Raw genomic sequence first — 22,406 nt, forward strand, 5'->3', positions numbered from 1 at the left:
GAAAAATGCGTGACAACGTGAAGGATTTTGTATATAATTATCACTAATTACTAAAGAAAATGTATCATATTTTCTTTTTTTAAGAAAGCTGATGCAGGTTTGCATCACAAGTGAACACTAGTTTTGAAGGGATGCATGTACAAGCCGGATTTTGGCTTTTCATAAGAGTTTCTTCAATTTTAAAAAACGCGAAAGGATGAGTGAGATGAGTAACGCCGAGTTAGAAGCATTGCGAGAGAGAGCAGAAGAGATTAATCTGCAGATTTTACAGCTGATTAATGAGCGAGGAAAGTTAGTACAGGATATAGGTAAAGCCAAGGAAGCGCAGGGCGTTAATCGATATGATCCCGTCCGTGAGCGAAGAATGCTTAATAAAATCAAAGAGAACAATGATGGACCTTTTGAAGACTCCACATTGCAGCATATTTTTAAAGAAATCTTCAAAGCAAGCTTAGAGCTTCAGGAAGACGATCACCGCAAAGCGCTTCTTGTGTCACGCAAAAAGAAGCCTGAAGATACAATTGTTGACGTTAAAGGCGTCAAAATTGGTGATGGAAGCCAAGTATTGATTGTTGGGCCATGTGCAGTTGAAAGCTATGAGCAGGTAGCTGCTGTTGCAGAAGAGGCTAAAAAACAAGGAATCCGCTTATTGCGCGGAGGAGCATTCAAGCCGCGCACAAGCCCTTATGATTTCCAGGGTCTTGGTCTGGAAGGCTTAAAAATCTTAAAACGCGTTGCAGATGAATATGATATGGCTGTTATCAGTGAAATTGTGAATCCGGCTGATATTGAAACAGCGATTCAATACATTGATGTTATCCAAATCGGAGCCCGCAACATGCAGAACTTTGAATTATTAAAAGCTGCGGGCGCAGTTAAAAAGCCTGTATTATTAAAACGCGGCCTTGCTGCTACACTCGATGAGTTCGTAAATGCAGCTGAGTATATTATTTCTCAAGGAAACGATCAAATCATCCTTTGTGAACGCGGTATCCGCACATACGAAACAGCTACTCGAAATACGCTTGATATTTCAGCTGTGCCGATTTTGAAACAAGAAACGCATTTGCCGGTAATGGTTGATGTTACGCATTCAACCGGCCGCCGCGACTTGCTTATTCCTTGTGCTAAAGCAGCGCTTGCGATTGGTGCTGACGGTGTTATGGCCGAGGTTCATCCTGACCCTGCGGTTGCGCTTTCGGATTCAGCTCAGCAAATGGATTTCGATCAGTTCGCAGAGTTCATGAATGAGATTAGACCGTTAGCAAAAGTAAAGGCATAAATTTTTTGGAATATGAAAGAGCCGCCTGCATGCATCCAGATTTCGGGATCGTGTTGGCGGTTTTTTTTGAATTCATCTTATGTATTACTGGGTGTTTCAATTATATATTGGATAATCCATTCAGATCACGCTTAACGAGGAGCACCCCTTGAAGCTCAAGGAGTGCTGTTTTTTAGAAAGGATAGATTTCTTTTTAATACGATTTGATTATTTCGTTGAACGCAATTTAATTGAGGCTTCTTAGAAAATAAAACGAGGAAAGAAAAAGAGGATAGAAAGCAAACTAAGCTGTCATGGAGCGCTTTACTTTCTAAGAATGGTATGATGAGGTATGAAAAGTCTTCATATGTTCTGAATATCATATGTTGAAAATTTCTTATTGATATAGACAAACATCCAAAATTCCTTCTGGACTGCTTACTTTACATTACGATGCAGCCTATACGACCAATATTCTAATAAAGTGGGATGGCTTCTTAATTTAGATTCTCCTTTTGGCGGCAATATTATTTGATATTTATTATCTAATACTTCCCATATTGCTTCTTTTAATAAAGGCAAGCCTATAGCAAGCTGAAGTAAAGGATAAGTATAAAAATTATCTTTTTCATTCGTCTGAATGATTCCCTGTTTTAATATATTTCCTGTATCTATACCTTCATCAACAAAATGAATTGTGGTTCCGCATAGCTCATTTTGGTTTTCCACTAGCGCCCAATAAGCTCCATGTACTCCTCTATACATAGGAGTTATACCTGCATGCATATTGATGAATTTAGCAGGAACACAATTAAGAACTTTTTTTGAAATAATTCTAGTACCATTTACAATGACTATATCTGGCTTTATTTCTCTTAGTATATTTACTGTTTCATTATCATTGACAGATTTTACGTTAATGATTTCACCTTCATTAATAGAGCTGCAATTTAATTGGTGCATTCTCTTAATATCATTAGTACGTTCAACTGACCTTTTTTTTAGATATGAAACAGTAAAGGTTTGGAACAAAACTTGACCCAATACTTTAAAAAAGCCAAGTTTTTTAATTCTATTTTTTAGAAAATTGGATCTTGGCACAGGTTCCTCTATAATTACTTTTTGAATGTTGAAGCTTTCTATTAAGTAATTATGAACAATATTAGTAGATTCCCCTTTACCTGCTAACATGATGATCGTGGGACTCTTCAACCGTCTCACTCCTTAATAGATGTTTCGAAAATTCCTCCATATTTAAACTTTCCATATCAAAATTTTGTCTCAAAAAAGAAAAATGTTTCAATATGCTCTCCAAAAAGGATAAATTTTCATTTAGGTTAATCCCAAAATTATGAGGGTGCCACCACAAATGATAAACTAATTTCTTTTTTGCTGCGTAATCTAAATCGGAGATAATTCTCTTTAGTCTTAACGGCTCCAAATATTTTAATGTTTTGGAATAAGGTCTTAAAAAACGGCTGGATGGAATATTCAGAGGTAAATTACTATTCTTTATCTCTTTTATAGAGTAGCAATTGTGACCAGATGTATTTATATAGGCATCAGCTAATCTGGCTATCCTTTTTAATCCATGTTGTCCTTTCTCATCAGTTGCTTTATATAGCCAAGAACGTTCATTTCCTCTATAAGAAGTGATCCCTAATTCTTTACATGCTGATAAATAGTTCTCTTCACACTGGTTTCTTGGGAAAACTAGACTTTCAATTTTTAAACCGTATTTCTCGCCAACTTTTATAGCTGCGATAATATCTTCTTTAAAAGAGTTGAATTGCTGACCTTGTTCTAAAGAGTAATAATGAGAAAAAGTATGTGTTCCGATTCTTTGATATGGATATGAAATTATTTTTTGAATTAATGACGGAGCAAAATGATAGGGATCTTCTTCTTCGTTAAGACCTATATTGTAAATATGTTTATATGGTGACAAATGGCTATTTAGATATTCCGGTTTTTGTTCAGGACAATTTTCTATTAATTCATCACGCGAATTGAAAAAAAGAAATCCTACAGTAGACCAAGTGGCATGTATTTCATATTTATCGAATAATTCTAAGATAGCAGGAATTGCAGTCCTAACCCCCAGTAAGTTTTCTTTGTAGCTTAATAAACTTTTTTTATCTCTTACACCCCAATAAAGTTCAAAATCTAATGAAATAACTAATTTACCTTTTTCAGACAATTAAAACTCCTACCTTCCGGGAATCCTCCATCACTAAGCAGTTTACAGTTTACCGCGCTAAGTCTTTCTAAGTTCTTTCTGACCTTTTAGTTTATTCGAAAACTGATTAAATGGAGTAAGTACCAAATTACATATAAGACCACATCCGCGGCCAATTTCTCAGAAGGTTTAGAAAGCTGGATGAAATTAATATTTATAGAATCAACAGATAAAAAAGACCGTCGCTGGGCAGAAATCCAGAAGCAATTTTTCAATAGATATAGAGCTGGGACAAAATCAGGGCAACGAAGAACGGACAACATGATTCACTTTCAATCTATGTGGAAAAACAAATTTGGAGGGAATAGCCTGAAGAATTACTGGATATACCAAAGAAAAAAGAAGGGCCCGAGAAGCTTTAGAAATAAACTTCCCGGACATTATTTTGCATGCTTAAAACTCAATAAATCCTCATAAAAGAATTGTTTATTTATTATAAATATCTGCCTTATAATGTTTTAAATTTTCTATGTTTGTAAACCACTCAATGGTTTCAGTCAAACCTTTTTTAAATCCATTACGGTTTCCATAAGAAGGTTCAAAGCCTAATAGTCTCTTGGCTTTAGAATTATCTGCCCAGAGGCGTTCAACTTCACTTTTTTCAGGTCGTAATCGGAGGTCTTCTGTTTCAATTTCAATTTCTTTACCCATGATTTCAGCAATGAGTTCAGCCGTCTCACCGATAGAAATTTCATAATTACTTCCAATATTAATAACTTCTCCAAGTGACTTATCGGACTCGGCTATAGCTATAAAGCCTTTGACAGTATCTTTAATATAATTAAAATCTCGAGTAGGGTTCAAAGCACCCAGCTTGATTTTAGTTCTTCCGCTGGCAATTTGCGTAATAATGGCAGGGATTACGGCTCTGGCTGATTGTCTTGGCCCGTAAGTATTAAATGGGCGAATAATGGAGACAGGGGTATTAAAGGATTTATAAAAAGAAATGGCAACTTGGTCTGCTCCAATTTTTGATGCAGAATAAGGGGACTGTCCTTGAAGCGGATGATCTTCTGTTATAGGAACAAACAGTGCTGTTCCATATACTTCACTTGTAGAGGTGTGAACTACCTTTTCAATTTCCAGTTCTCTTGCTGCCTGGAGAACGTTTAAGGTGCCCTTTATATTGGTATCAATGTAAGTATCCGGTGAGTGGTATGAATATGGGATTGCAATCAATGAAGCTAAATGAAGAACAATATCGCAGCCATTGAGAGCGTTTTTTACACCATATGGATCCCGTATATCACCTGCGAACACATCTAACTGTTTTTTTATATCGTCTGGTGAATGATCAAGCCAACCCCAGGAATTAAACGAATTGTAATAGACAAATGCACGAACATCTAATCCACTTCTAACTAGCTCTTCAGTCAGATGAGAACCGATAAATCCATCCGCACCAGTTACAAGAATTTTTTTGTTTCGCAGCTCCATCCTTATTCCCTCCCTCTTTTATCACAATTTCATATTATGCATAGAAGTCATTTTGTAATACAGCATGTAAACGGACTTGTTGCATCGATACCGAATATTTCTGTAAATCAACTACTTGAATTCTTGATCAAATTCTCCGTTGGCCCGTTCGAAATCATCTATTCTTCCTATGTCAAGCCAGTATTCTCTAACTGGGAAAATGGAGATGTCTTCTTTTTGGTCAACCAAATTTCTCAATAGATCCGGCATATCCAGATACCTGTTTTTTGGTATGATATTTAATACTTCAGGTTCAAATATATAAATTCCGGCACTGACAAAAAAATGGTGTACCGGTTTTTCCTCAATTGAAAGCATTCGATGGTTTTCAACATTGACCACACCATAAGGGACTTGAAAATCATATTCCCGTACACACAAAGTGGCCTGGCCTTTAAGATTTTCATGGTAGTCCAGTAAATATTGATAATTTACTTTTGTAAGAATGTCCCCGTTCATCACAAGAAAAGGTTTATCTGGTTTTTCTGGGATCAGCCCTAAAGCACCTGCAGTTCCCATCCGTTTATCCTCATGTATATATTTGATGTCTACTCCCCAGTTCGAACCATCCTTAAAGTAGTCTTGAATCAGTTCAGACTTATAATTTACAGAAATATAAAATCGAGTAAATCCATGTTCAATCAGGCTTTCTAAAATGGTTTCAAGAATCGGTTTGTTTCCTATTTTCAACAAAGGTTTAGGCGTATCATTAGTTAATGGCCGGAGCCTCGTTCCAAGTCCCCCTGCCATGATAACTGCGATATTATCCCTGGCAGGAGCTTGAATAATAGAATTCAGATGCTTTAAGCCGACTACACTGCCATCATTATCTACAACAGGAAGCTGCTGCAGTTTTTTTGATTTTATTAAGGACAGCAGCTGTTTAGGGTCAATTGTAGGAGAAACGGTTACAGGATTTGAATTCATAATGTGAAGGACAGACTGATCCAAAGAGATTCCTTTTAAAATGCCTCTTCTAACGTCACCATCTGTAATCGTTCCCAGCAATTTATTTTGTTCATTGACAACAAGCGCGATTTGGAGAGCTCCTTCATCAATGATTTTTATGGTTTCCTTAATGGATGCAGATGGAGGTACCAATATTTTTCTGTAGTCATTCAAAAATCTCACCTCATATAAAAATGTGAAAGGTTTCTATATTCATATTCTTTTTAAACCAATGCTTGTGTATCTTCCAACAAAATGGGTGTGAAAGAGGGCATTATAGGGAGAAAGCTAACGATATTTGAAGATGCGATTACGATTCCCGTGTGAACAGGGAAATGGTCAGATATCTGGGAATAATGTGGAATAAGTGTAAAAAAAGGAGAGAGAGGAGAAAAAGAGGTCTGAAACCAGAAAAATCAGGATTCAATCTTCTGACTGCTCTTCAGCCAATTCTTTTAAGTACGCTTTCTCTAATAACAGTAAATCCTTTTTACGCTCTTTTATTCTTTTTACAGGAACACCTGCATATACACCCCAGGAATCTAAGCTTTTTGTTACTAAACTATGAGCTCCTACAGCTGTGCCTTCTCCAATAACGACACTAGGGAGGACTGTTGTATTCGTGCCGATAAGAACATGTTTATTTAAAATGATTTCACCTGAAATGATATTTAAATATTTTTTTGGAACGGTATGGCCAGTTAAACTTTCTCCTAAATAATCACCATTTGCACTATATAAAGTTACTCTGGATGAAATACCTGAAAAATCTTTTAATGTTATGCCTCCCGTCCCGCCTAAAAGGCAATAATGAGCAATGGTCACATTCGAACCAATATTTATTCCTTTTTCGCCGCCGACTAAGCAGCAAAAATCATCAATCCTTGAATGATCACCGATTGAAATCGTTTCTGGTATATAAATACTGCATTTTCTGCTGACTTTAACGTTTTTTCCAACACTTCTAAGACCCATATCTTTTAGTTCTTGTTCGGTGTAAATATTATCCATTTATTATCCCTCCAGCATTTGAAATGGTCCTTTTTAAAACATCTCAATTATTTATATCGCAGCACTCAAGAGTCAGAATAAAATGGCACAATATCTGCTAATAATGATTTTAATTCTATTGATTCTCTAATTGATTCATTGAGGGTCAGCTGTTGAAGCTTAGTGAGAATTGCAGAAAATTCTTCAGGAGAATAAGAGATTTGTTTAGCGATGTAAATAAGGTTGTGTTTAGTGGTTGACCGGTTTTCTTCAGAGGTAAACAATTCTTCGCTTAGTTTTTCGCCTGGCCGTGCGCCGGTGTATATAATTTTAATATCTTCACCGGGTTCAAAGCCGGACAATCGAATCAAATCGTTTGCAAGTTTGGTGATATTAACGGGCCTCCCCATATCCAGAACAAAAATCTCTCCGCCATTTGCCATGGCAGCTCCCTGAATGACAAGCTGCACAGCTTCAGGTATTGTCATAAAATAACGAACCATTTCAGGATGAGTGACTGTTACTGGACCGCCCTCTGCAATTTGTTTTTTGAATACTGGAATAACGCTTCCCCTGCTGCCTAATACATTTCCAAACCGCACAGCGGTAAACTTCGTATCACTGATATCGTTCATTTGCTGAATCAATATTTCTGCCACTTTTTTGGTGGTGCCCATAATGCTCGAAGGATTGACGGCCTTATCGGTAGAAATAAGGACAAATCGCTCGACTTTATGGCGATGAGCACTTTCGGCTACATTTCTTGTACCAAATACATTGTTCTTTACAGCTTCTAATACGTTATTTTCCATTAAAGGTACATGTTTATAGGCTGCAGCATGAAATACAATGTTTGGTTTATAGGCTGCAAAAATAGTTTCAATTCTTCTTTGATCTTGAATGTTAGCAATTATGCTATAGAACTGAATGGACGGATACTTTTTCTTCAGTTCTGCTGTAATGGTAAAAATGCTATTTTCTCCAGCACCAACCAATAGCATTTTCTTAGGGCTTAACCTTGCAATTTGTCTGCAAAGTTCGCTTCCGATTGAACCTCCTGCACCAGTGATAAGGATCGTTTTATTTGAAAGAAAGCTTGCCACTTCCTCCAAATCAATTTCGATAGGCTCTCTTCCCAGAAGATCTTCTACTTTAACGTCCCGGATCATATTTAAAGATATTTCCCCCTGCAGAATTTCACTAAAGTGGGGAAAAAGTTTAATTTCTGTTTTTGTTTCTTTACATATTTTGATGATGTCTGAAATTTCCTTTTTTGGAGCAGAGGGCATGGCGATAATGATCATGTGGACCCCTAATTCTCTTGCAATTCTTGGTATATCATCTCTTGTTCCGACTATCGGAAGCTCAAAGACTTTTTTATTGAGTTTACAATGATCATCGTCGATAAATGCGATCGGATTCATCGGCGTGTTTGGTGAATTTCGAATCAGCTTTACAACAAAGCTCCCGGTATTGCCTGCTCCAATTATCAAAACCCGCTTATGAGTTGGAGGGAGGCTGTGACTTAGATCGTGGTTAAATCTCAGGAGAAATCGGACGCCAGCCGTGGCCATCGAAATACTCATCCAGGTCATGATGAAGACGGAAAGGGGCAGAGAGGGCATAAACTCATACTTGGAAAGAAACAGAAACAAAATTCCTCCAGCAGCGTTTGCAATCAATGCAGCTTTTATAATGGAAATAAAATCACGGGGGCCGCTGTAGATCCATATTCGCTGATAAATCTTAAAGAAATAGAAGACGATAAGATGGATCAGCCAGGTGCCAAAAAAGATGAAAAGTATCCCAGGAAAATGAATATTTGAAACATCCCCGTTAAATATGATCAGGGAGCTGAAAACGATAGAAGTTGGGATGATGAATGCATCCATTAAAGGTAAAATTACTTTTCCATTGCGGTAATTCAATTTTATTCCTCCAATTACTGCCTTTAATAAATATGGATTTATTGTTACAAGGGATAAAGATTAAAAATGATCAGCATCTTTATTTATAAGAAATTAATAAACCGAAATAGGCCATTGCGTGAGAATATGAACATTGTTCGTATGTCAGGAGTTTATTTTGTTTGATCATTCGATGATAGTCTATGAGAATATCTGAATTGTGTATGGGTGTGTGTACTTAAACTAGAAATATTATTGTAAATAAATGGTTTATTCCTTGCCTATCTTTCCCTTCTTATGGAACAACAACTTGAGCGTCCTCATATATCAATTATTATGCTAACTCCATTAGAAAGGAATTGTGCTATGTCCACGTCCAGTTCAAATAAAATACTAGTGACAGGCTGCGCTGGTTTTATAGGATTTCACCTCGCCAAGCGGTTATTAAAAGAAGGCGAAATAGTAATCGGTTTGGATAATCTAAATGATTATTATGATGTTTCTTTAAAACATTCAAGATTAGACATTTTAAAAAGAGATGAAAACTTTACTTTTATTGAAGCTTCACTAGAAGATAATGAAGCAATCAAAAGACTCTTTTCAAAAAACTCAATCCCAGTTGTTATTAACCTGGCAGCGCAGGCAGGTGTTCGTTACAGTTTAGAAAACCCTGAATCTTACATTTCCTCTAATGTGGTCGGTTTCATGAATATATTAGAAGCCTGCCGTCATCATCATGTTGAGCACCTAATATACGCCTCTTCAAGCTCTGTTTACGGCTCCAACACAAAAATGCCTTTTTCCGTTGATGATCGAGTGGATAACCCGATCAGTTTGTATGCAGCAACCAAAAAAGCGAATGAATTGATGGCTCATACTTACAGTCATTTATATAACCTGAAAACCACAGGGCTGCGTTTTTTTACAGTGTATGGACCATGGGGTCGGCCAGATATGGCCCTATTTAAATTTACCCAGGCCATTCTTGAGGGCAGGGAAATCGATGTCTATAATTACGGACAAATGAAACGTGATTTTACATTTATTGATGACATTATAGAAGGTATATTTCGTCTTATTAAAAAAAGCGGCAAAAAAATGCAGCATAGAGAAAATGAAGTACCTTATAAGGTGTACAATATCGGAAATAATCACCCTGTCGAATTAATGAAATTTATTTCAGTGCTTGAAGACAAATTGGGAAGAAAAATGAAAAAAAACTTTTTGCCCATTCAGGCTGGAGATGTACCGGAGACTTATGCAGATATTGACGATTTAATGGAGGACCTGGGATATCGTCCAAATACCCCGATTGAAACAGGAATCGAACAATTTGTGGATTGGTATAAATCTTACTATAATATTCCAGCGGGTAATCGGAAAGTAGGGCTTGTCGGTCTTGGCTACGTCGGCCTGCCAGTTGCGCTTGCCTTTGGGAAAACATTTCCTGTAGTAGGTTTTGATATTAATTCCAAGAGAATAGAAGAGTTAAAACAGTTTATCGATAGTACAGGTGAAGTTGCCTCTAATGAGCTGCAAAATACAAATGTTGAATTTACTACTGAGGAAATGAAGCTAAGAGAATGTAATTTCATTATCGTTACAGTACCCACACCGATTGATAAAGACAAAAAACCCGATCTGACACCGCTGATAAAAGCGTCAGAAACGGTAGGGAGAAACCTGTCAAAAGGGAGTATTGTGGTTTATGAATCGACCGTTTATCCAGGGGCAACAGAAGAAGTTTGTTTGCCGCTTCTTGAAAAGCATTCCCAATTAAAAGCAGGCAGGGAGTTTAAGGTTGGTTATTCACCCGAACGGATTAATCCGGGAGATAAAAAGCATACATTTGAAAATATTGTAAAAGTAGTAGCGGGTCAGGATGAAGAAGCTTTAAATATAATTGCTGAAATGTACAGAAGTGTGGTGAAGGCAGAAGTGTATCCTGTTTCATCAATTAAAGTGGCGGAAGCTTCTAAAGTCATCGAGAATACTCAAAGAGACTTAAATATCGCTCTGATGAATGAATTGGCCATTATTTTTAATCGATTAAAAATTGATACAAACGAAGTGTTATCAGCTGCCAGCACAAAATGGAATTTTATTCCCTTTAAACCGGGACTGGTGGGAGGTCACTGTATCGGAGTAGACCCATATTATCTAACATATAAAGCAGAAAAATTAGGTTACTCGCCAAATGTCATATTAGCAGGAAGAAACATCAATGACTACATGGGGACTTTCATTGCTACGTCCTTAATTAAACTAATGGCTGAAAGTCGAAATCTTATAAAGGGTTCGCTAGTTACAGTTTTAGGATTAACTTTTAAAGAAAATGTACCAGATATAAGAAATACAAAGGTAATAGATCTAATCCAGCAGCTTAAAAACTTTGGGCTTAATGTTCAGGTGAGCGATCCCAGGGCAGATGAAGAAGAGGTTGAGAAAGTCTATGATTTGAAAATTACCCCGTGGGAAAAATTACAAAAATCAGATGCCGTCATTTTGGCTGTTCCTCATTTAGAATATATCGAAAAGAGCTGGCATGACTTCACTCAACTTTTGAATAACCAGCAAGGATTTTTCGTAGATATTAAAGGTGTATTAGATAAGAACACCTGTCCTGAAACGATTAAGTTGTGGAGATTGTAAAAATGAAGAAGATTTTACAGCTCTGTGCGGTGGACTTGTCTGTTGAAAATCTATTAAAACCGCTTATTTTATCACTTGAAGCTGAAGGGCACATTGTTCATATTGCTTGTTCTGATACTGGCAAACTAAAAGATTTAAGGGAACAGGGCCTGAATGTGATAGAAGTGCCTGTTGAGCGGAAAATAAAGCCTTGGTCGAATTTAAAGACGATTAGCAGATTGGCAGCTTTAATGAAGAAAGAAAAATATGATCTCGTGCATGTTCATACCCCAGTTGCTTCGATACTGGGCAGAATGGCTGCTAAACTTGCAGGAATAAAAACAATTATCTATACTGCCCATGGATATTATTTTCATGAAGGGATGGATTTTGTTCAATACAGGATTTTTTACTGGATTGAAAAAATCTTTGCCCGTTTTTTCACGGATTGGCTTCTTCTTCAAAGTAAAGAGGACTACGATTTAAGTATCTCTCATTCATTTAAGCCTTCTAATATCATTCACCTTGGGAACGGTGTAGATATAACGGCTAAATTCAGCCCAGATCGATTCTGTTCAAAACGAATAGAGGAATTAAAACAACAATTTTCCATCGAAAAGGAAGAAGTTGTGATTACGTTTATAGGAAGGTTTGTTAAGGAAAAAGGCATCTTCGATTTAATTGACAGTTTTCAGTTGTTAAAGGGAGAGCACAATAATGTAAAGCTGTTAATGATAGGGGGCATTTCTGAAAGTGAACGAGATTTAGAAAGTAATAGCGCCCTCGAAGATATATTCAAAAAAAATCCATTAATTATTAATGCAGGTTATCGAAAAGATATTCCAGAATTGCTGGCAATAAGCGATATTTTTGTTTTGCCATCCTATCGTGAAGGACTTCCTCGTTCTATTATTGAAGCAATGGCGATGGGAAAACCCGTCATTGCGAGTAATATCAGGGGATGCAGAGAAGAGGTTCAACATGGAGTTAACGGGTTCTTGTTTGAAAAAGGAAATCATATAGATCTTTATGAAAAGCTGAATGATCTTGTTGTAAATGAAGATAAGCGAAAGCTTTTCGGTGCAAATAGCCGGGAGCTGGCAATACAGGACTATGATGAAAATGTCATTTTGAAAAAACAATGTGATTTGATCAATCAGATAAAATAAGGTCTAATCTGCTGCGGAAACGAAAAAACAAATACCTGCAAAATGAAGATAAAAAACAAGCAGTACACCGATGGATAGGATCAGAAGGAGGATATTATGTGTGGTATAGCAGGGTTTATCGATTCATTATCTCAAACAGGAAACGAACAGCTGCAATCCACAGTTTCACGGATGACTGACATGCTCCATTCAAGGGGACCGGATCATGGAGATATTTGGGTGGATGAACAAACGGGTCTTGCTCTTGGCCACCGCCGGCTGTCAATTATTGACTTATCTCCTGAAGGTAATCAGCCAATGCATTCAAAGAGCGGACGATATGTTTTAGTCTTTAATGGTGAGATTTACAATTACCTTTCACTTCGTTCAGAACTTGAACTGGCAGGCATTGTTTTTAAAGGAAGTTCCGATACAGAGGTGATGATAGAGAGTATTGAGATGTGGGGAATTAATAGGGCACTAACAAAATTTACAGGGATGTTTGCCTTTGCCTTGTGGGACAGGAAAGAACGATTATTATATCTCGCCAGAGACCGTATAGGTGAAAAACCACTTTACTACGGCTGGGCAGGAAAAATTTTTTTATTTGGATCCGAATTAAAGGCGTTAAAATCACATCCTGCTTTTGAATGGAATGTAAACCGGGATGTATTACCGCTGTATTTACGTTATAACTGTATCCCCGCCCCTTTTTCCATTTATGAAAATATATTCAAAGTAATGCCTGCAACGTATCTCGTCATTAATCCTGCAAAATCTTCTCATGTTTCAGATCCAATTAAATATTGGTCAGCTGAAAAAGCAGCAGACAACGGTTTTCGGTATCCGATTCATTGCTCGGAAGAAGAAGCGGTTTCCAAATTAGATCAAGTATTGCGGACGGCAGTAAAGCAGCAGATGGTATCAGACGTACCGCTTGGAGCGTTTCTATCAGGAGGTATTGATTCCTCGATGATCGTAGCACTCATGCAAAGCGAGAGCAGCAGACCAATTAAGACCTTTACAATCGGATTTCACCAGACCGAATACAATGAGGCAGGGTATGCTAAAGAAGTTGCTTCGCATCTGGATACCGACCATACAGAACTGTATGTGACAGAGCAGCAGGCCATGGAAGTGATTCCGAAGCTGCCTTTCATATACGATGAACCATTTTCTGATTCTTCCCAGATTCCTACTTTTCTGGTATCGCAGCTTGCCCGTCAGCACGTAACCGTTTCTCTGAGCGGAGACGGAGGAGATGAATTATTTGCAGGTTATAATCGACATCTCTGGGGAGAGAAAATTTGGAATAATATTCATCATCTGCCTAAAAGCATAAGGCATCTGGCTGCTGTGCCTCTTAATAAAATATCTCCTCAAAAGCTGGAGAACAGCAGGTTCCTTCCAGCCAAGTACAAGAATCGATTTCTCGGGGAATATTTGCATAAATTTGGAGATATCCTAAAAGCCGATTCGGTGGAAGAAATGTACCTCTCACTCACCTCTCATTGGAAGAATCCTCAACTTGTAGTAAAGGACCGCATATTACTGGAACCATTTCTTAATCATTCATCCTCTATTTTTCCATCGGCTACCGAAATGATGATGTACCTGGATATGATTCAATATCTCCCGGACGATATTCTTGTAAAGGTAGACCGTGCCGGCATGAGTGTCAGTCTCGAAACGAGAGCTCCATTCTTAGATCATAATGTTGTCGAGTTCTCGTGGCGTATTCCATTATCCATGAAATTAAAAGGAAATCAGAGCAAATGGTTAATGAGACAGCTGCTATATACCTATGTTCCAAAGGAATTAATTGAACGTCCTAAACATGGATTTGGCGTACCAATCGGCCATTGGCTTCGCGGTCCATTAAAGGAATGGGCTGAGGAACTTCTTGCCGGGAATCGATTGCTGACCGAAGGGTATTTTCAGCCAGCGCCCATCAGGCAAAAATGGGAAGAACATTTAACAGGGAAAAGCAACTGGCATCATCAGCTATGGGATATATTAATGTTTCAATCATGGCTGGAAAATGAAAAACGGTCTTGGGAATAAGAGATATGAAGTTGGTGAAAAAATTGCAGAAAAAGGTAAGCTTTTCGGTTATTTGGTTTTCAGCCGGGTTAATTTTATCAACAGCCACACAGCTTAGAATACCAGGATCACCTATTGGACCAGGGGAGATTATTCTTCTTCTCTGGATGATGATGACCTTTACTATTCAATTCAAATATAGGGGCATATTTATCACATCGTTATCAAGAAAACTTGTCCCCTTTTGGTTCTTTATGTTTCTATGTTTATTTATTGGCACGATGGTCTCTATATATCTAGGAGTATTGGTTCCGGGATTCGGTCGAACTTTTTTGGCTTATCTATTTTCAAGCCTCCTGTTTATTGTTTTATCATTCGAAAAAAATTGGAAAACGCAAGTATTAATGATAGCGAAAATAACCGTTTCAGTAACCGTAAGCGTGCTGCTGTTTTTGCTTATATTTAATCCCCGATATTCTACTATTGGACCGATTGATAGCTGGAATGGCAGCATAAGGTTTTTAGGGTGGTCGAAAAACCCAAATCAAGTCGCCATGAATGTTACTATTTTTCTTTATATGAGTCTTTATTTAAGTTCGATTGCAAAAACTTCTCTGCGTAAAGCCTGGTATATCAGTTTATCGGCGGCTTGTGTTTGGATTGGAATTGAAACGAAAAGCGATGCAATGTCTGTCGCATTATCAAGTGGATTCGTCATTCTCTTCATCTCTTTTTGGATAAGAAAGGCTGCTGATACACAAATTGGATATTGGTCAGGGGCATGGCTAAAAGTATTGCTGCCTGCATTGCTTTGTTTTACGGCAGTGATATTTAGTCCATTAATCTATCAGGGATTAAAACAAGATATTGCAGCAATTTCTGAAGAGGGGGACCAAGGAGAACATCGGTTCATATTATGGGAAAACGGAATAAAAGCCATTGAATCCTCCCCTTTATTCGGTCTGGGCCCAGGAGCGTACTCAGGAGAGGATGCGCCCTTTCAGGGCATGGAAGCTCATAACACGTTTATTGATATGGGGATGAATGTGGGGCTTGTAGGAATATGTTTATTTCTTGGCTTCTTATGCTGGATTGGCTATTTATTAATTATAAAAAAAGAGTTTATTTTATTTACTGGCTTAGTGACTGTCATATTTTATACTTTATTTCATTTCACCTTACGACATCCAATGTTTTGGTTTTATTTGTTTTTTATGATTTCGATTTGTATGGATCAAGCAAAATCGATGTTATCAGGAATAAACTCCTCCATCTACAATTCCAAAAAAAAATAGCCAGAGTACCTTAAAGACAAATTCATCATCACAATTGTTTTTTTATTGAATAAATTAGGGATAACCATTTGTTAGGAGAATCGTTAATGAAAAATGAAAGAATTTTTTTGTCCTCTCCTCATATTAGCGGGAAAGAAATTGATTATGTAAAAGAGGCGTTTCTTACAAATTGGATTGCACCTTTAGGGCCGCACGTCAATTTGTTTGAAAAAGAGTTATCTCAATTCACAGGATCTAAAGGGGCAGTCGCGGTAAATTCAGGCACAGCAGGAATCCACCTTGCACTAAAGCTTTTAAATGTAGGGAATGGGGATCATGTGTTTTGCTCTACCTTTACATTTGTTGCAAGTGCCAATCCTATATTATACGAGGGTGCAACTCCTGTATTTATAGATTCAGAGCCTTCTACATGGAATATGTCTCCTCAGGCGTTAAAAAAAGCTTTTGAAGATGCAGCAGGGGAAGGGAAGTTGCCGAAAGCTGTTATTATCGTCAATTTATATGGACAGAGCGCAGATATGGATCCATTGTTATCCATATGCGAGGAATACCATGTGCCTGTCATCGAAGATGCAGCGGAATCACTTGGTGCGACTTATAAAGGAAAAGCAAGCGGAACGATGGGGAAATTCGGAGTATATTCATTCAACGGGAATAAAATCATTACTTCTTCAGGCGGCGGCATGTTAGTTTCCGATGATGAAGAAGCTCTTGAAAAAGCCCGTTTTTGGGCTACCCAATCCAGAGAGCGGACCAAACATTATGAACATCAGGAAATTGGGTACAATTATCGGTTAAGCAATGTATCAGCCGGTATCGGAAGAGCTCAGCTCCGCGTTCTGGAAGATCGCGTCAATGCCAGAAGGCAAGTATATAAAAATTATTATTCAGCTCTTTCTGATTATAAAGGTATAACATTTATGCCAGAAGCATTGTACGGGAGAGCCACTAGATGGTTAACCGTAATGACAATGGATAAGCAGCTTACTGGCGTTACTCCTCTGGAATTAATTAATCGGCTTGAAGAAGAAAACATTGAAGCCCGGCAGGTATGGAAACCTATGCATCTGCAGCCTTTGTTTAAAAATTATCGATATTATCCCCATCATCCAAATGAAAGTGTATCTGACCTTTTATTTGAAAAAGGAATTTGTTTGCCATCGGGATCTAATCTTACAATTGATCAGCAAAGCCGGGTTATTAATTGCATGAACTCATTTAATAAAAATCAGGAAGCACCATAAAAAATGCGGAAGAGAGAATAGAAAAAGATGCAGCAACGTCACTCGAAAAGCTACTCTTTCTTAGGAAATGCTCTTATATATACGATAGGTTCCATGATTACCCCTGCAATGGGACTAATTTTACTTCCAGTCTACACGTCGTATTTGACACCTGCAGAATATGGAATCATCACAACAATTCAAGCACTTGCGGGTGTACTGCAGCTGATCATGCTGCTGTCTCTGCATGGAGCCATTGGCAGGCTGTATTACGAGTTTTTAGGAAAACCAAAAGAGCAGGAAAAGTATTTGGGATCCATTTTCCTTTTCGTTCTCCTCTTTTCAAGTGCTCTATCTATCTTTCTGCTTGTTTTTAAACTATTTATTGGGAATTTACTATTTGGAAGTATTCCTCTTGATCCATTTTATGTTTACTTTATACTAATCTCTTTTTTTACATCTCTTTCTTCTATCTATCTTTCCATTATTAGAGTGAAAGAGCGGCCTTGGTCTCTGGTTTTAGGGTACGCATTAAAAAGTCTTCTGCTGCTTTTTATTTCCCTTTTTGTCATTATCAAAATGGAAATGGGAGCCTCCGGTGCGCTCCTTGCCATTCTTATTGCTGAAGGTGCCGTTCTGGTTTTTTATTTCTTCAATTGCAAAAAAGATATCACGTTTTCCATTTCGAAATCGTATATTTGGATGAGTTTGGTGTACAGTATTCCGCTTTTGCCGCATACGTTAAGCAACTGGTTTATTGTTGCTTCAGATCGTATTATCCTCGAAAAATTTATATCGTTGGATCAATTAGGTTATTATGCTTTAGCTGCCCAGATATCTACTGTCCTTCGAATGCTTTATATGAGTATTAACAGTGCTTATGTTCCAAGATATAACTTGCTGAAAAAATCAGGCAAAACAGCTTCTGCTGAAAAAATGAATATTTATTTTTTAGCCGTTATTTTAATTACGGGAATCTTAGCCATGATGTGTTCAGGCTTTTTATTACGGCTGCTGGCGTCCGAATCATTCTATCCTGCTCAGAGATTTATCCCTTTCTTATTAATCGGGGAAATGTTTCAGGGAGTCAATTTTATCATTGCAGCTAAACTTCTGTACTATAAAAAAACAGGGAGTGTTTCAGCCAGCAGTTTTATAGCGGCTGCTCTAAACATTGTTGTGCTTCTTGCCCTTATTCCGTTTATTGGAGTATGGGGGGCGGTTGTTGCGACAATAGCAGCTGAAGGGATACGGTTTTGTTTGAATGTAATATGGCTTAAAAGGATCAGCCGTACTTAGTTAATGTCAAATGGATATTCTGTAAAATGCGGAGGCTCAACTTGATGAATACAAAGGTATTATTTGTCGTCAGTTCTAATTTCCAGATGATGTTCGCTTATTTTCTAAGCAAATATATGAATGGAGAAGTCCAATATTTAATCCTGGATTCGCAAAATTCAGAAGTGAACGATATTTCTATTAGAGCAGCAGGCAATAACAAAGCCTGGTTGATTCCAAGCTTGAAGAACACGGTGAAAGACTTGGTTTTTGATAATAAAACTTTATTTAAACATGTATCTGATATTATCAGGAAGGAATCACCGACGACGGTTATTTTATTTAAAGACAATGATTTTTTAACTTGTAAGGTGATTGAAACAGCGGCACAAATAGAAGCTAAAATTACACTTGTTCAAGAAGGTGTTGGCATCTACAGATACCCCGAACGAAATTATAAACAATGGTTAAGAATGAAAGTTCCAGTCATTTTGGGATATCCCTGGGTATACAGTTTCATACAGGGAATGCATCCAAAAGTGAAAGCAATTGCCGCTGTGGAACCTGACATGCTTCCTGATGTCAAAACCAGATTAAAAGAGGTAATAAAAATTCCTAAGCAAGCACCTCCTCGTCATTTATTATATGAATACTCTAAAATACTTCCCGATCAAACACTGCAAAGTTTAAAAGGACATCATTCAGCCAGCCTTTTATATATCGGGCAGCCTTTATCAAAGCTTGGGATACTGAAGCCAGAGGAGGAAAAAGCATTTCTTCAGACCCTCCTTTTGATTACGAAAAAGAATCATCTCAACCTCTTGGTTAAACCGCACCCTTATGAAGATTTGGATATATATGATGGTTTTAAAAATGAATTGACGCTGCTGTCACATAGTGTACCCGCCGAAATAATTCCTCTCTTTCTTTCGTTAACTTGCGTTGTCACCCCTTATTCTTCAGCAGCTGACAATATGAGCACATGGTTTCATACCCCTGTGCTCTATGTACATGATCTGTTATTAAAACGACAACTAATCATCGATTATGAATTAAAAGGATCTTTTGTAAAAAATCACACTGAACTAGATGATTTGATTGCAAAATATTCGTGTCAAAGTATGGACTCTCAAAAGTTTTATACAGAGAAAGAAAGTGAACTTGACTATCAGCAGTTCGTGGCCGCATTGCTTCACTAGCCTTTGCAGAAATGATATATGGCAAGGAGAATGAAAAATGATGTGGATATTAATAGGAGCCATGCTTTTTTTTATTGCCTGTCACCTGTTATTTGTGTTCCCAACCTGGTGGGTCAAAATCGTTCGGGTGGATACACCTTTAGGACTTAATAAAACGATTCTCCAACTCAGCGATTTTCACGTTGAGAAAATAAGGATATCCCCTAAACGATTAAAAAAATTCATCATGAAAGAAAAAATCGATTACATCTTTTTAACGGGGGATTATCTTGATGAGGCGTGGGCACTTCCTAAATTCGCTGCTTATTTAGACGTATTGAAAGAATCGTCTATTCCTGTATTTGCTGTTTTAGGTAATCATGATTACCGTCTCCCTGACATTGGTTCTTTGAAGCTGTTATTCGAGAATTATCAAATCAGCCTTCTTGAAAATGAGGCTGTCTCTTTGGACGGCTTTTTCCTGCTGGGCATTGACCCTTATAGAAGAGGATGGAATCAAGTCACGGAAAAGATTATGGCACAGCGGCATAACGAACCGCTAATCGTGCTCTGTCATGATCCAAATTGTTTTGAATACATCAAGGCAAAATATGAACTTGCATTTGCAGGACATTTTCATGGTAAACAAATAAACATTCCTTTTCTTTTTAAATTGAAGCCAATGGGTCCTTTCGCTGAAAAAGGGATCTTTACCGGCAAGCACCAATTAGCTGCAGGAGAACTATACATTTCAAATGGCCTTGGCCAAACAAGATGGAATATCCGTTTTTTAGTCCGAAGCGAGATGACGATTCACAATGTTTAAGAGTCTATTAAACTAGTGGAAGAATGATTTAAAGGGAGACATGAAGGATGAAGGTTTTCTTTCATAAAGTGGTTTCAGCCTTATCACAGTCAATTCCATACCCAATCACGGGAACAATCGAGGTAAATCACATCACTGAAGAGTTAACAGACTTTGTAATAGAGCAATTTCATAGAATGGCCGTTTATTTACAGGCTGCGCTATTTATGGCCACCATATTTTTTGCATTTTATGGTTTATTTGTTGGCGGTAAACTGTTTCAAAATCTTCCTGAAGAGTTGAAAGTTAACCAAATAAAAAGGTGGAAAAATTCTAAGATTAGTTATTTTAGAGATTTTATCCGTTTTTATGAAAGTCTGATTTTTTTAAGGCTGTTTTCAAAATTAGAAGAAGAAATGAGGGGGAATCATCATGATTGATCAAACGCTGACCGCCTCACCTGATCCCGCAGAAGAGTTAAAAAGTGAAATTGTTGTCATTGGCTCTGGACCAGGAGGGGCATTGACAGCGTTTTATCTGGCTCAGTCCGGCAGGGATGTTTTGCTGATAGAAGAAGGATCTCTGCAGAGGCTGGAATCAACAAAATCGTATTCAATTGAGGAAATGGTTGAGAAATACCGAAATGGAGGTATTACTCCAATGTTTGGTTCTCCCAAAATTGTTTATGCGGAAGGTCGTGTTGTTGGAGGCGGAAGTGAAGTAAACAGCGGTTTATACCATCGCACCCCGGAACATATATTAGAAGAATGGAAAAAAAAGTTTGACGTCGATGCATTATCTATAAAGGACATGCTTCCTCACTTTGAAGCTTGTGAAGAGGCGTTATCGGTATCCTCTCTGCCCCATGAACCCTCAAAACCATCCTTAAAGCTTAAACAGGGGGCAGAAAAGATGGGGTGGGAAGCAGTAGAAGTGCCAAGGTGGTTTACTTATAGTCAGGAGCGTGACAAATACGGCCGATATCTCAGCCATAAACAGTCTATGTCAAAAACGTTTATCCCCAAAGCCATTGAACATGGCTGTAAACTTCTTCATGATACCTGGATTAAGTCAATCAGGCAAAATGGAGCAAAATGGATTTTAAGCGGGAAACATCAAGACAAAAAAGAAATAGTCATTGAAACAGAAACTTTATTCATTTGCTGCGGCGCTGTACAAACTGCTGCACTTTTAAGAAGAAGCGGAATCAAAAAGAACATCGGTAACTCGCTGCAGATCCATCCGACCCTTAAAGTAATTGGGCAGTTTGAAGAAAAGGTGAATGATTTTGAACTTGGGGTACCAGTTTATCAAGTTAAAAACTTTGCTCCCAGACTTAGCTTCGGCTGTTCTATTAGCTCGCCTTCCTATTTAGCGGCAGGAATGATTGATCACCCTGATTTTTTAAATGAAATCGTCTCGAATTGGGAGAAGATGGCTGTTTATTATACGATGATAACCGGGCATGGAAGAGGAACAATCCGAACCATTCCGGGCTTTAGAGATCCGGTTATACGCTATCATCTGACAGAAGAAGATTTAAGGGATCTTTCTGAAGGTCTCTATAAGATTTCTTCCTTGCTTTTTGAAGGGGGCGCATCAGCTGTTCATCCCAGTGTAGCTGGGATGGGGAGGTTCAGTAACCCATCACATTTGAAGGATATCCCGGAGATCCTTTCAAAAACGAAAACAAATTTAATGACAATTCATCTGTTTTCATCCTGCCCAATGGGCGAAAAGAAAGAAATTTGCGCCGCAGATTCTTTCGGGAAAGTGCATGGTTTTTCAAATTTATACATTTCTGACGCCAGTTTGTTATGTTCTGCACCAGGGGTAAATCCTCAAGGTTCCATCATGGCAGTTTCAAGAAGGAATGTCCTTAAGTTCTTGGGTAAGCTTTAAAAATAACAGTAAGCTTATACCTATTTTCCTGAGAACACTTCACAGTTTATGCAGACAATCATATGATGGACTAAATTCATCT

17 protein-coding genes are annotated in these 22,406 nt (G+C 37.8%); 11 read left to right on the forward strand and 6 right to left on the reverse strand.

The annotated features are described in order from the left end of the window. Positions 1–205: 205 nt before the first annotated feature. Entirely contained in the window at positions 206–1,282 is a 1,077-nt protein-coding gene (locus tag E2R53_RS20005; protein WP_133313498.1) for a bifunctional 3-deoxy-7-phosphoheptulonate synthase/chorismate mutase, read from the forward strand. Positions 1,283–1,699: 417 nt separating this feature from the next. Here E2R53_RS20005 and E2R53_RS20010 read toward each other — a convergent pair whose 3' ends face one another. From E2R53_RS20010 to E2R53_RS20035, 6 genes are all read right to left on the reverse strand, one after another. Continuing rightward, positions 1,700–2,452 (reverse strand): formyl transferase, encoded by a 753-nt coding sequence (locus tag E2R53_RS20010; protein ID WP_133313499.1) that lies wholly within the window; start codon positions 2,450–2,452, stop codon positions 1,700–1,702. Beyond that, complete coding sequence (locus tag E2R53_RS20015; RefSeq protein ID WP_133313500.1) at positions 2,439–3,461, reverse strand: polysaccharide deacetylase family protein; 1,023 nt, start codon at positions 3,459–3,461, stop codon at positions 2,439–2,441. The genes E2R53_RS20010 and E2R53_RS20015 overlap by 14 nt, the downstream gene beginning before the upstream one ends. 465 nt (positions 3,462–3,926) lie before the next feature. Next, entirely contained in the window at positions 3,927–4,937 is a 1,011-nt protein-coding gene (locus tag E2R53_RS20020; RefSeq protein WP_133313501.1) for an NAD-dependent 4,6-dehydratase LegB, read from the reverse strand. Positions 4,938–5,048: 111 nt separating this feature from the next. Beyond that, complete coding sequence (locus E2R53_RS20025) at positions 5,049–6,098, reverse strand: nucleotidyltransferase family protein (protein WP_133313502.1); 1,050 nt, start codon at positions 6,096–6,098, stop codon at positions 5,049–5,051. A 249-nt stretch (positions 6,099–6,347) separates the two neighbouring features. Beyond that, positions 6,348–6,935 (reverse strand): acyltransferase, encoded by a 588-nt coding sequence (locus E2R53_RS20030; RefSeq protein ID WP_133313503.1) that lies wholly within the window; start codon positions 6,933–6,935, stop codon positions 6,348–6,350. Positions 6,936–7,000: 65 nt separating this feature from the next. Further along, positions 7,001–8,842 (reverse strand): polysaccharide biosynthesis protein, encoded by a 1,842-nt coding sequence (locus E2R53_RS20035; protein WP_133313504.1) that lies wholly within the window; start codon positions 8,840–8,842, stop codon positions 7,001–7,003. Positions 8,843–9,118: 276 nt separating this feature from the next. On the opposite strand from E2R53_RS20035, the gene E2R53_RS23805 reads away from it, so the two are divergent. From E2R53_RS23805 to E2R53_RS20085, 10 genes are all read left to right on the forward strand, one after another. Further along, positions 9,119–11,473 (forward strand): nucleotide sugar dehydrogenase, encoded by a 2,355-nt coding sequence (locus tag E2R53_RS23805; RefSeq protein ID WP_353653490.1) that lies wholly within the window; start codon positions 9,119–9,121, stop codon positions 11,471–11,473. A 2-nt stretch (positions 11,474–11,475) separates the two neighbouring features. Beyond that, positions 11,476–12,621 carry a glycosyltransferase family 4 protein gene (locus tag E2R53_RS20045; protein WP_133313505.1) on the forward strand — a complete coding sequence of 382 codons (1,146 nt, stop codon included), beginning with the start codon at positions 11,476–11,478 and terminating at the stop codon, positions 12,619–12,621. Between the two features lie 96 nt (positions 12,622–12,717). Next, complete coding sequence (gene asnB, locus E2R53_RS20050; protein WP_133313506.1) at positions 12,718–14,664, forward strand: asparagine synthase (glutamine-hydrolyzing); 1,947 nt, start codon at positions 12,718–12,720, stop codon at positions 14,662–14,664. A 14-nt stretch (positions 14,665–14,678) separates the two neighbouring features. Beyond that, complete coding sequence (locus E2R53_RS20055) at positions 14,679–15,938, forward strand: O-antigen ligase family protein (protein ID WP_286166336.1); 1,260 nt, start codon at positions 14,679–14,681, stop codon at positions 15,936–15,938. 86 nt (positions 15,939–16,024) lie between these two features. Beyond that, entirely contained in the window at positions 16,025–17,182 is a 1,158-nt protein-coding gene (locus E2R53_RS20060) for a DegT/DnrJ/EryC1/StrS family aminotransferase (RefSeq protein ID WP_133313508.1), read from the forward strand. Between the two features lie 27 nt (positions 17,183–17,209). Beyond that, positions 17,210–18,460 carry a lipopolysaccharide biosynthesis protein gene (locus tag E2R53_RS20065; protein WP_133313509.1) on the forward strand — a complete coding sequence of 417 codons (1,251 nt, stop codon included), beginning with the start codon at positions 17,210–17,212 and terminating at the stop codon, positions 18,458–18,460. Positions 18,461–18,504: 44 nt separating this feature from the next. Next, positions 18,505–19,638 carry a glycosyltransferase family 52 gene (locus E2R53_RS20070; protein ID WP_165971049.1) on the forward strand — a complete coding sequence of 378 codons (1,134 nt, stop codon included), beginning with the start codon at positions 18,505–18,507 and terminating at the stop codon, positions 19,636–19,638. A 37-nt stretch (positions 19,639–19,675) separates the two neighbouring features. Continuing rightward, positions 19,676–20,443 (forward strand): metallophosphoesterase, encoded by a 768-nt coding sequence (locus tag E2R53_RS20075; protein WP_133313511.1) that lies wholly within the window; start codon positions 19,676–19,678, stop codon positions 20,441–20,443. Between the two features lie 47 nt (positions 20,444–20,490). Next, the gene (locus E2R53_RS20080) at positions 20,491–20,862 is read left to right on the forward strand and encodes a hypothetical protein (RefSeq protein WP_133313512.1); all 372 of its coding nucleotides are present in this window, start codon (positions 20,491–20,493) and stop codon (positions 20,860–20,862) included. Continuing rightward, positions 20,855–22,324 (forward strand): GMC family oxidoreductase, encoded by a 1,470-nt coding sequence (locus E2R53_RS20085; protein WP_133313513.1) that lies wholly within the window; start codon positions 20,855–20,857, stop codon positions 22,322–22,324. The genes E2R53_RS20080 and E2R53_RS20085 overlap by 8 nt, the downstream gene beginning before the upstream one ends. Positions 22,325–22,406 lie beyond the last annotated feature (82 nt).

The sequence above is a fragment of the Peribacillus frigoritolerans genome, from assembly GCF_004358755.1.
Taxonomy (GTDB): domain Bacteria; phylum Bacillota; class Bacilli; order Bacillales; family Bacillaceae; genus Bacillus_P.

Excerpts from the sequence above, each read along its gene's own strand:
- E2R53_RS20005 (WP_133313498.1), top strand. The coding sequence starts at position 206 with ATGAGTAACGCCGAGTTAGAAGCATTGCGAGAGAGAGCAGAAGAGATT.
- E2R53_RS20010 (WP_133313499.1), bottom strand. The coding sequence starts at position 2,452 with ATGTTAGCAGGTAAAGGGGAATCTACTAATATTGTTCATAATTACTTA.
- E2R53_RS20020 (WP_133313501.1), bottom strand. The coding sequence starts at position 4,937 with ATGGAGCTGCGAAACAAAAAAATTCTTGTAACTGGTGCGGATGGATTT.
- E2R53_RS20030 (WP_133313503.1), bottom strand. The coding sequence starts at position 6,935 with ATGGATAATATTTACACCGAACAAGAACTAAAAGATATGGGTCTTAGA.
- E2R53_RS23805 (WP_353653490.1), top strand. The coding sequence starts at position 9,119 with ATGGAACAACAACTTGAGCGTCCTCATATATCAATTATTATGCTAACT.
- E2R53_RS20045 (WP_133313505.1), top strand. The coding sequence starts at position 11,476 with ATGAAGAAGATTTTACAGCTCTGTGCGGTGGACTTGTCTGTTGAAAAT.
- asnB (WP_133313506.1), top strand. The coding sequence starts at position 12,718 with ATGTGTGGTATAGCAGGGTTTATCGATTCATTATCTCAAACAGGAAAC.
- E2R53_RS20060 (WP_133313508.1), top strand. The coding sequence starts at position 16,025 with ATGAAAAATGAAAGAATTTTTTTGTCCTCTCCTCATATTAGCGGGAAA.
- E2R53_RS20065 (WP_133313509.1), top strand. The coding sequence starts at position 17,210 with ATGCAGCAACGTCACTCGAAAAGCTACTCTTTCTTAGGAAATGCTCTT.
- E2R53_RS20070 (WP_165971049.1), top strand. The coding sequence starts at position 18,505 with ATGAATACAAAGGTATTATTTGTCGTCAGTTCTAATTTCCAGATGATG.
- E2R53_RS20075 (WP_133313511.1), top strand. The coding sequence starts at position 19,676 with ATGATGTGGATATTAATAGGAGCCATGCTTTTTTTTATTGCCTGTCAC.
- E2R53_RS20080 (WP_133313512.1), top strand. The coding sequence starts at position 20,491 with ATGAAGGTTTTCTTTCATAAAGTGGTTTCAGCCTTATCACAGTCAATT.
- E2R53_RS20085 (WP_133313513.1), top strand. The coding sequence starts at position 20,855 with ATGATTGATCAAACGCTGACCGCCTCACCTGATCCCGCAGAAGAGTTA.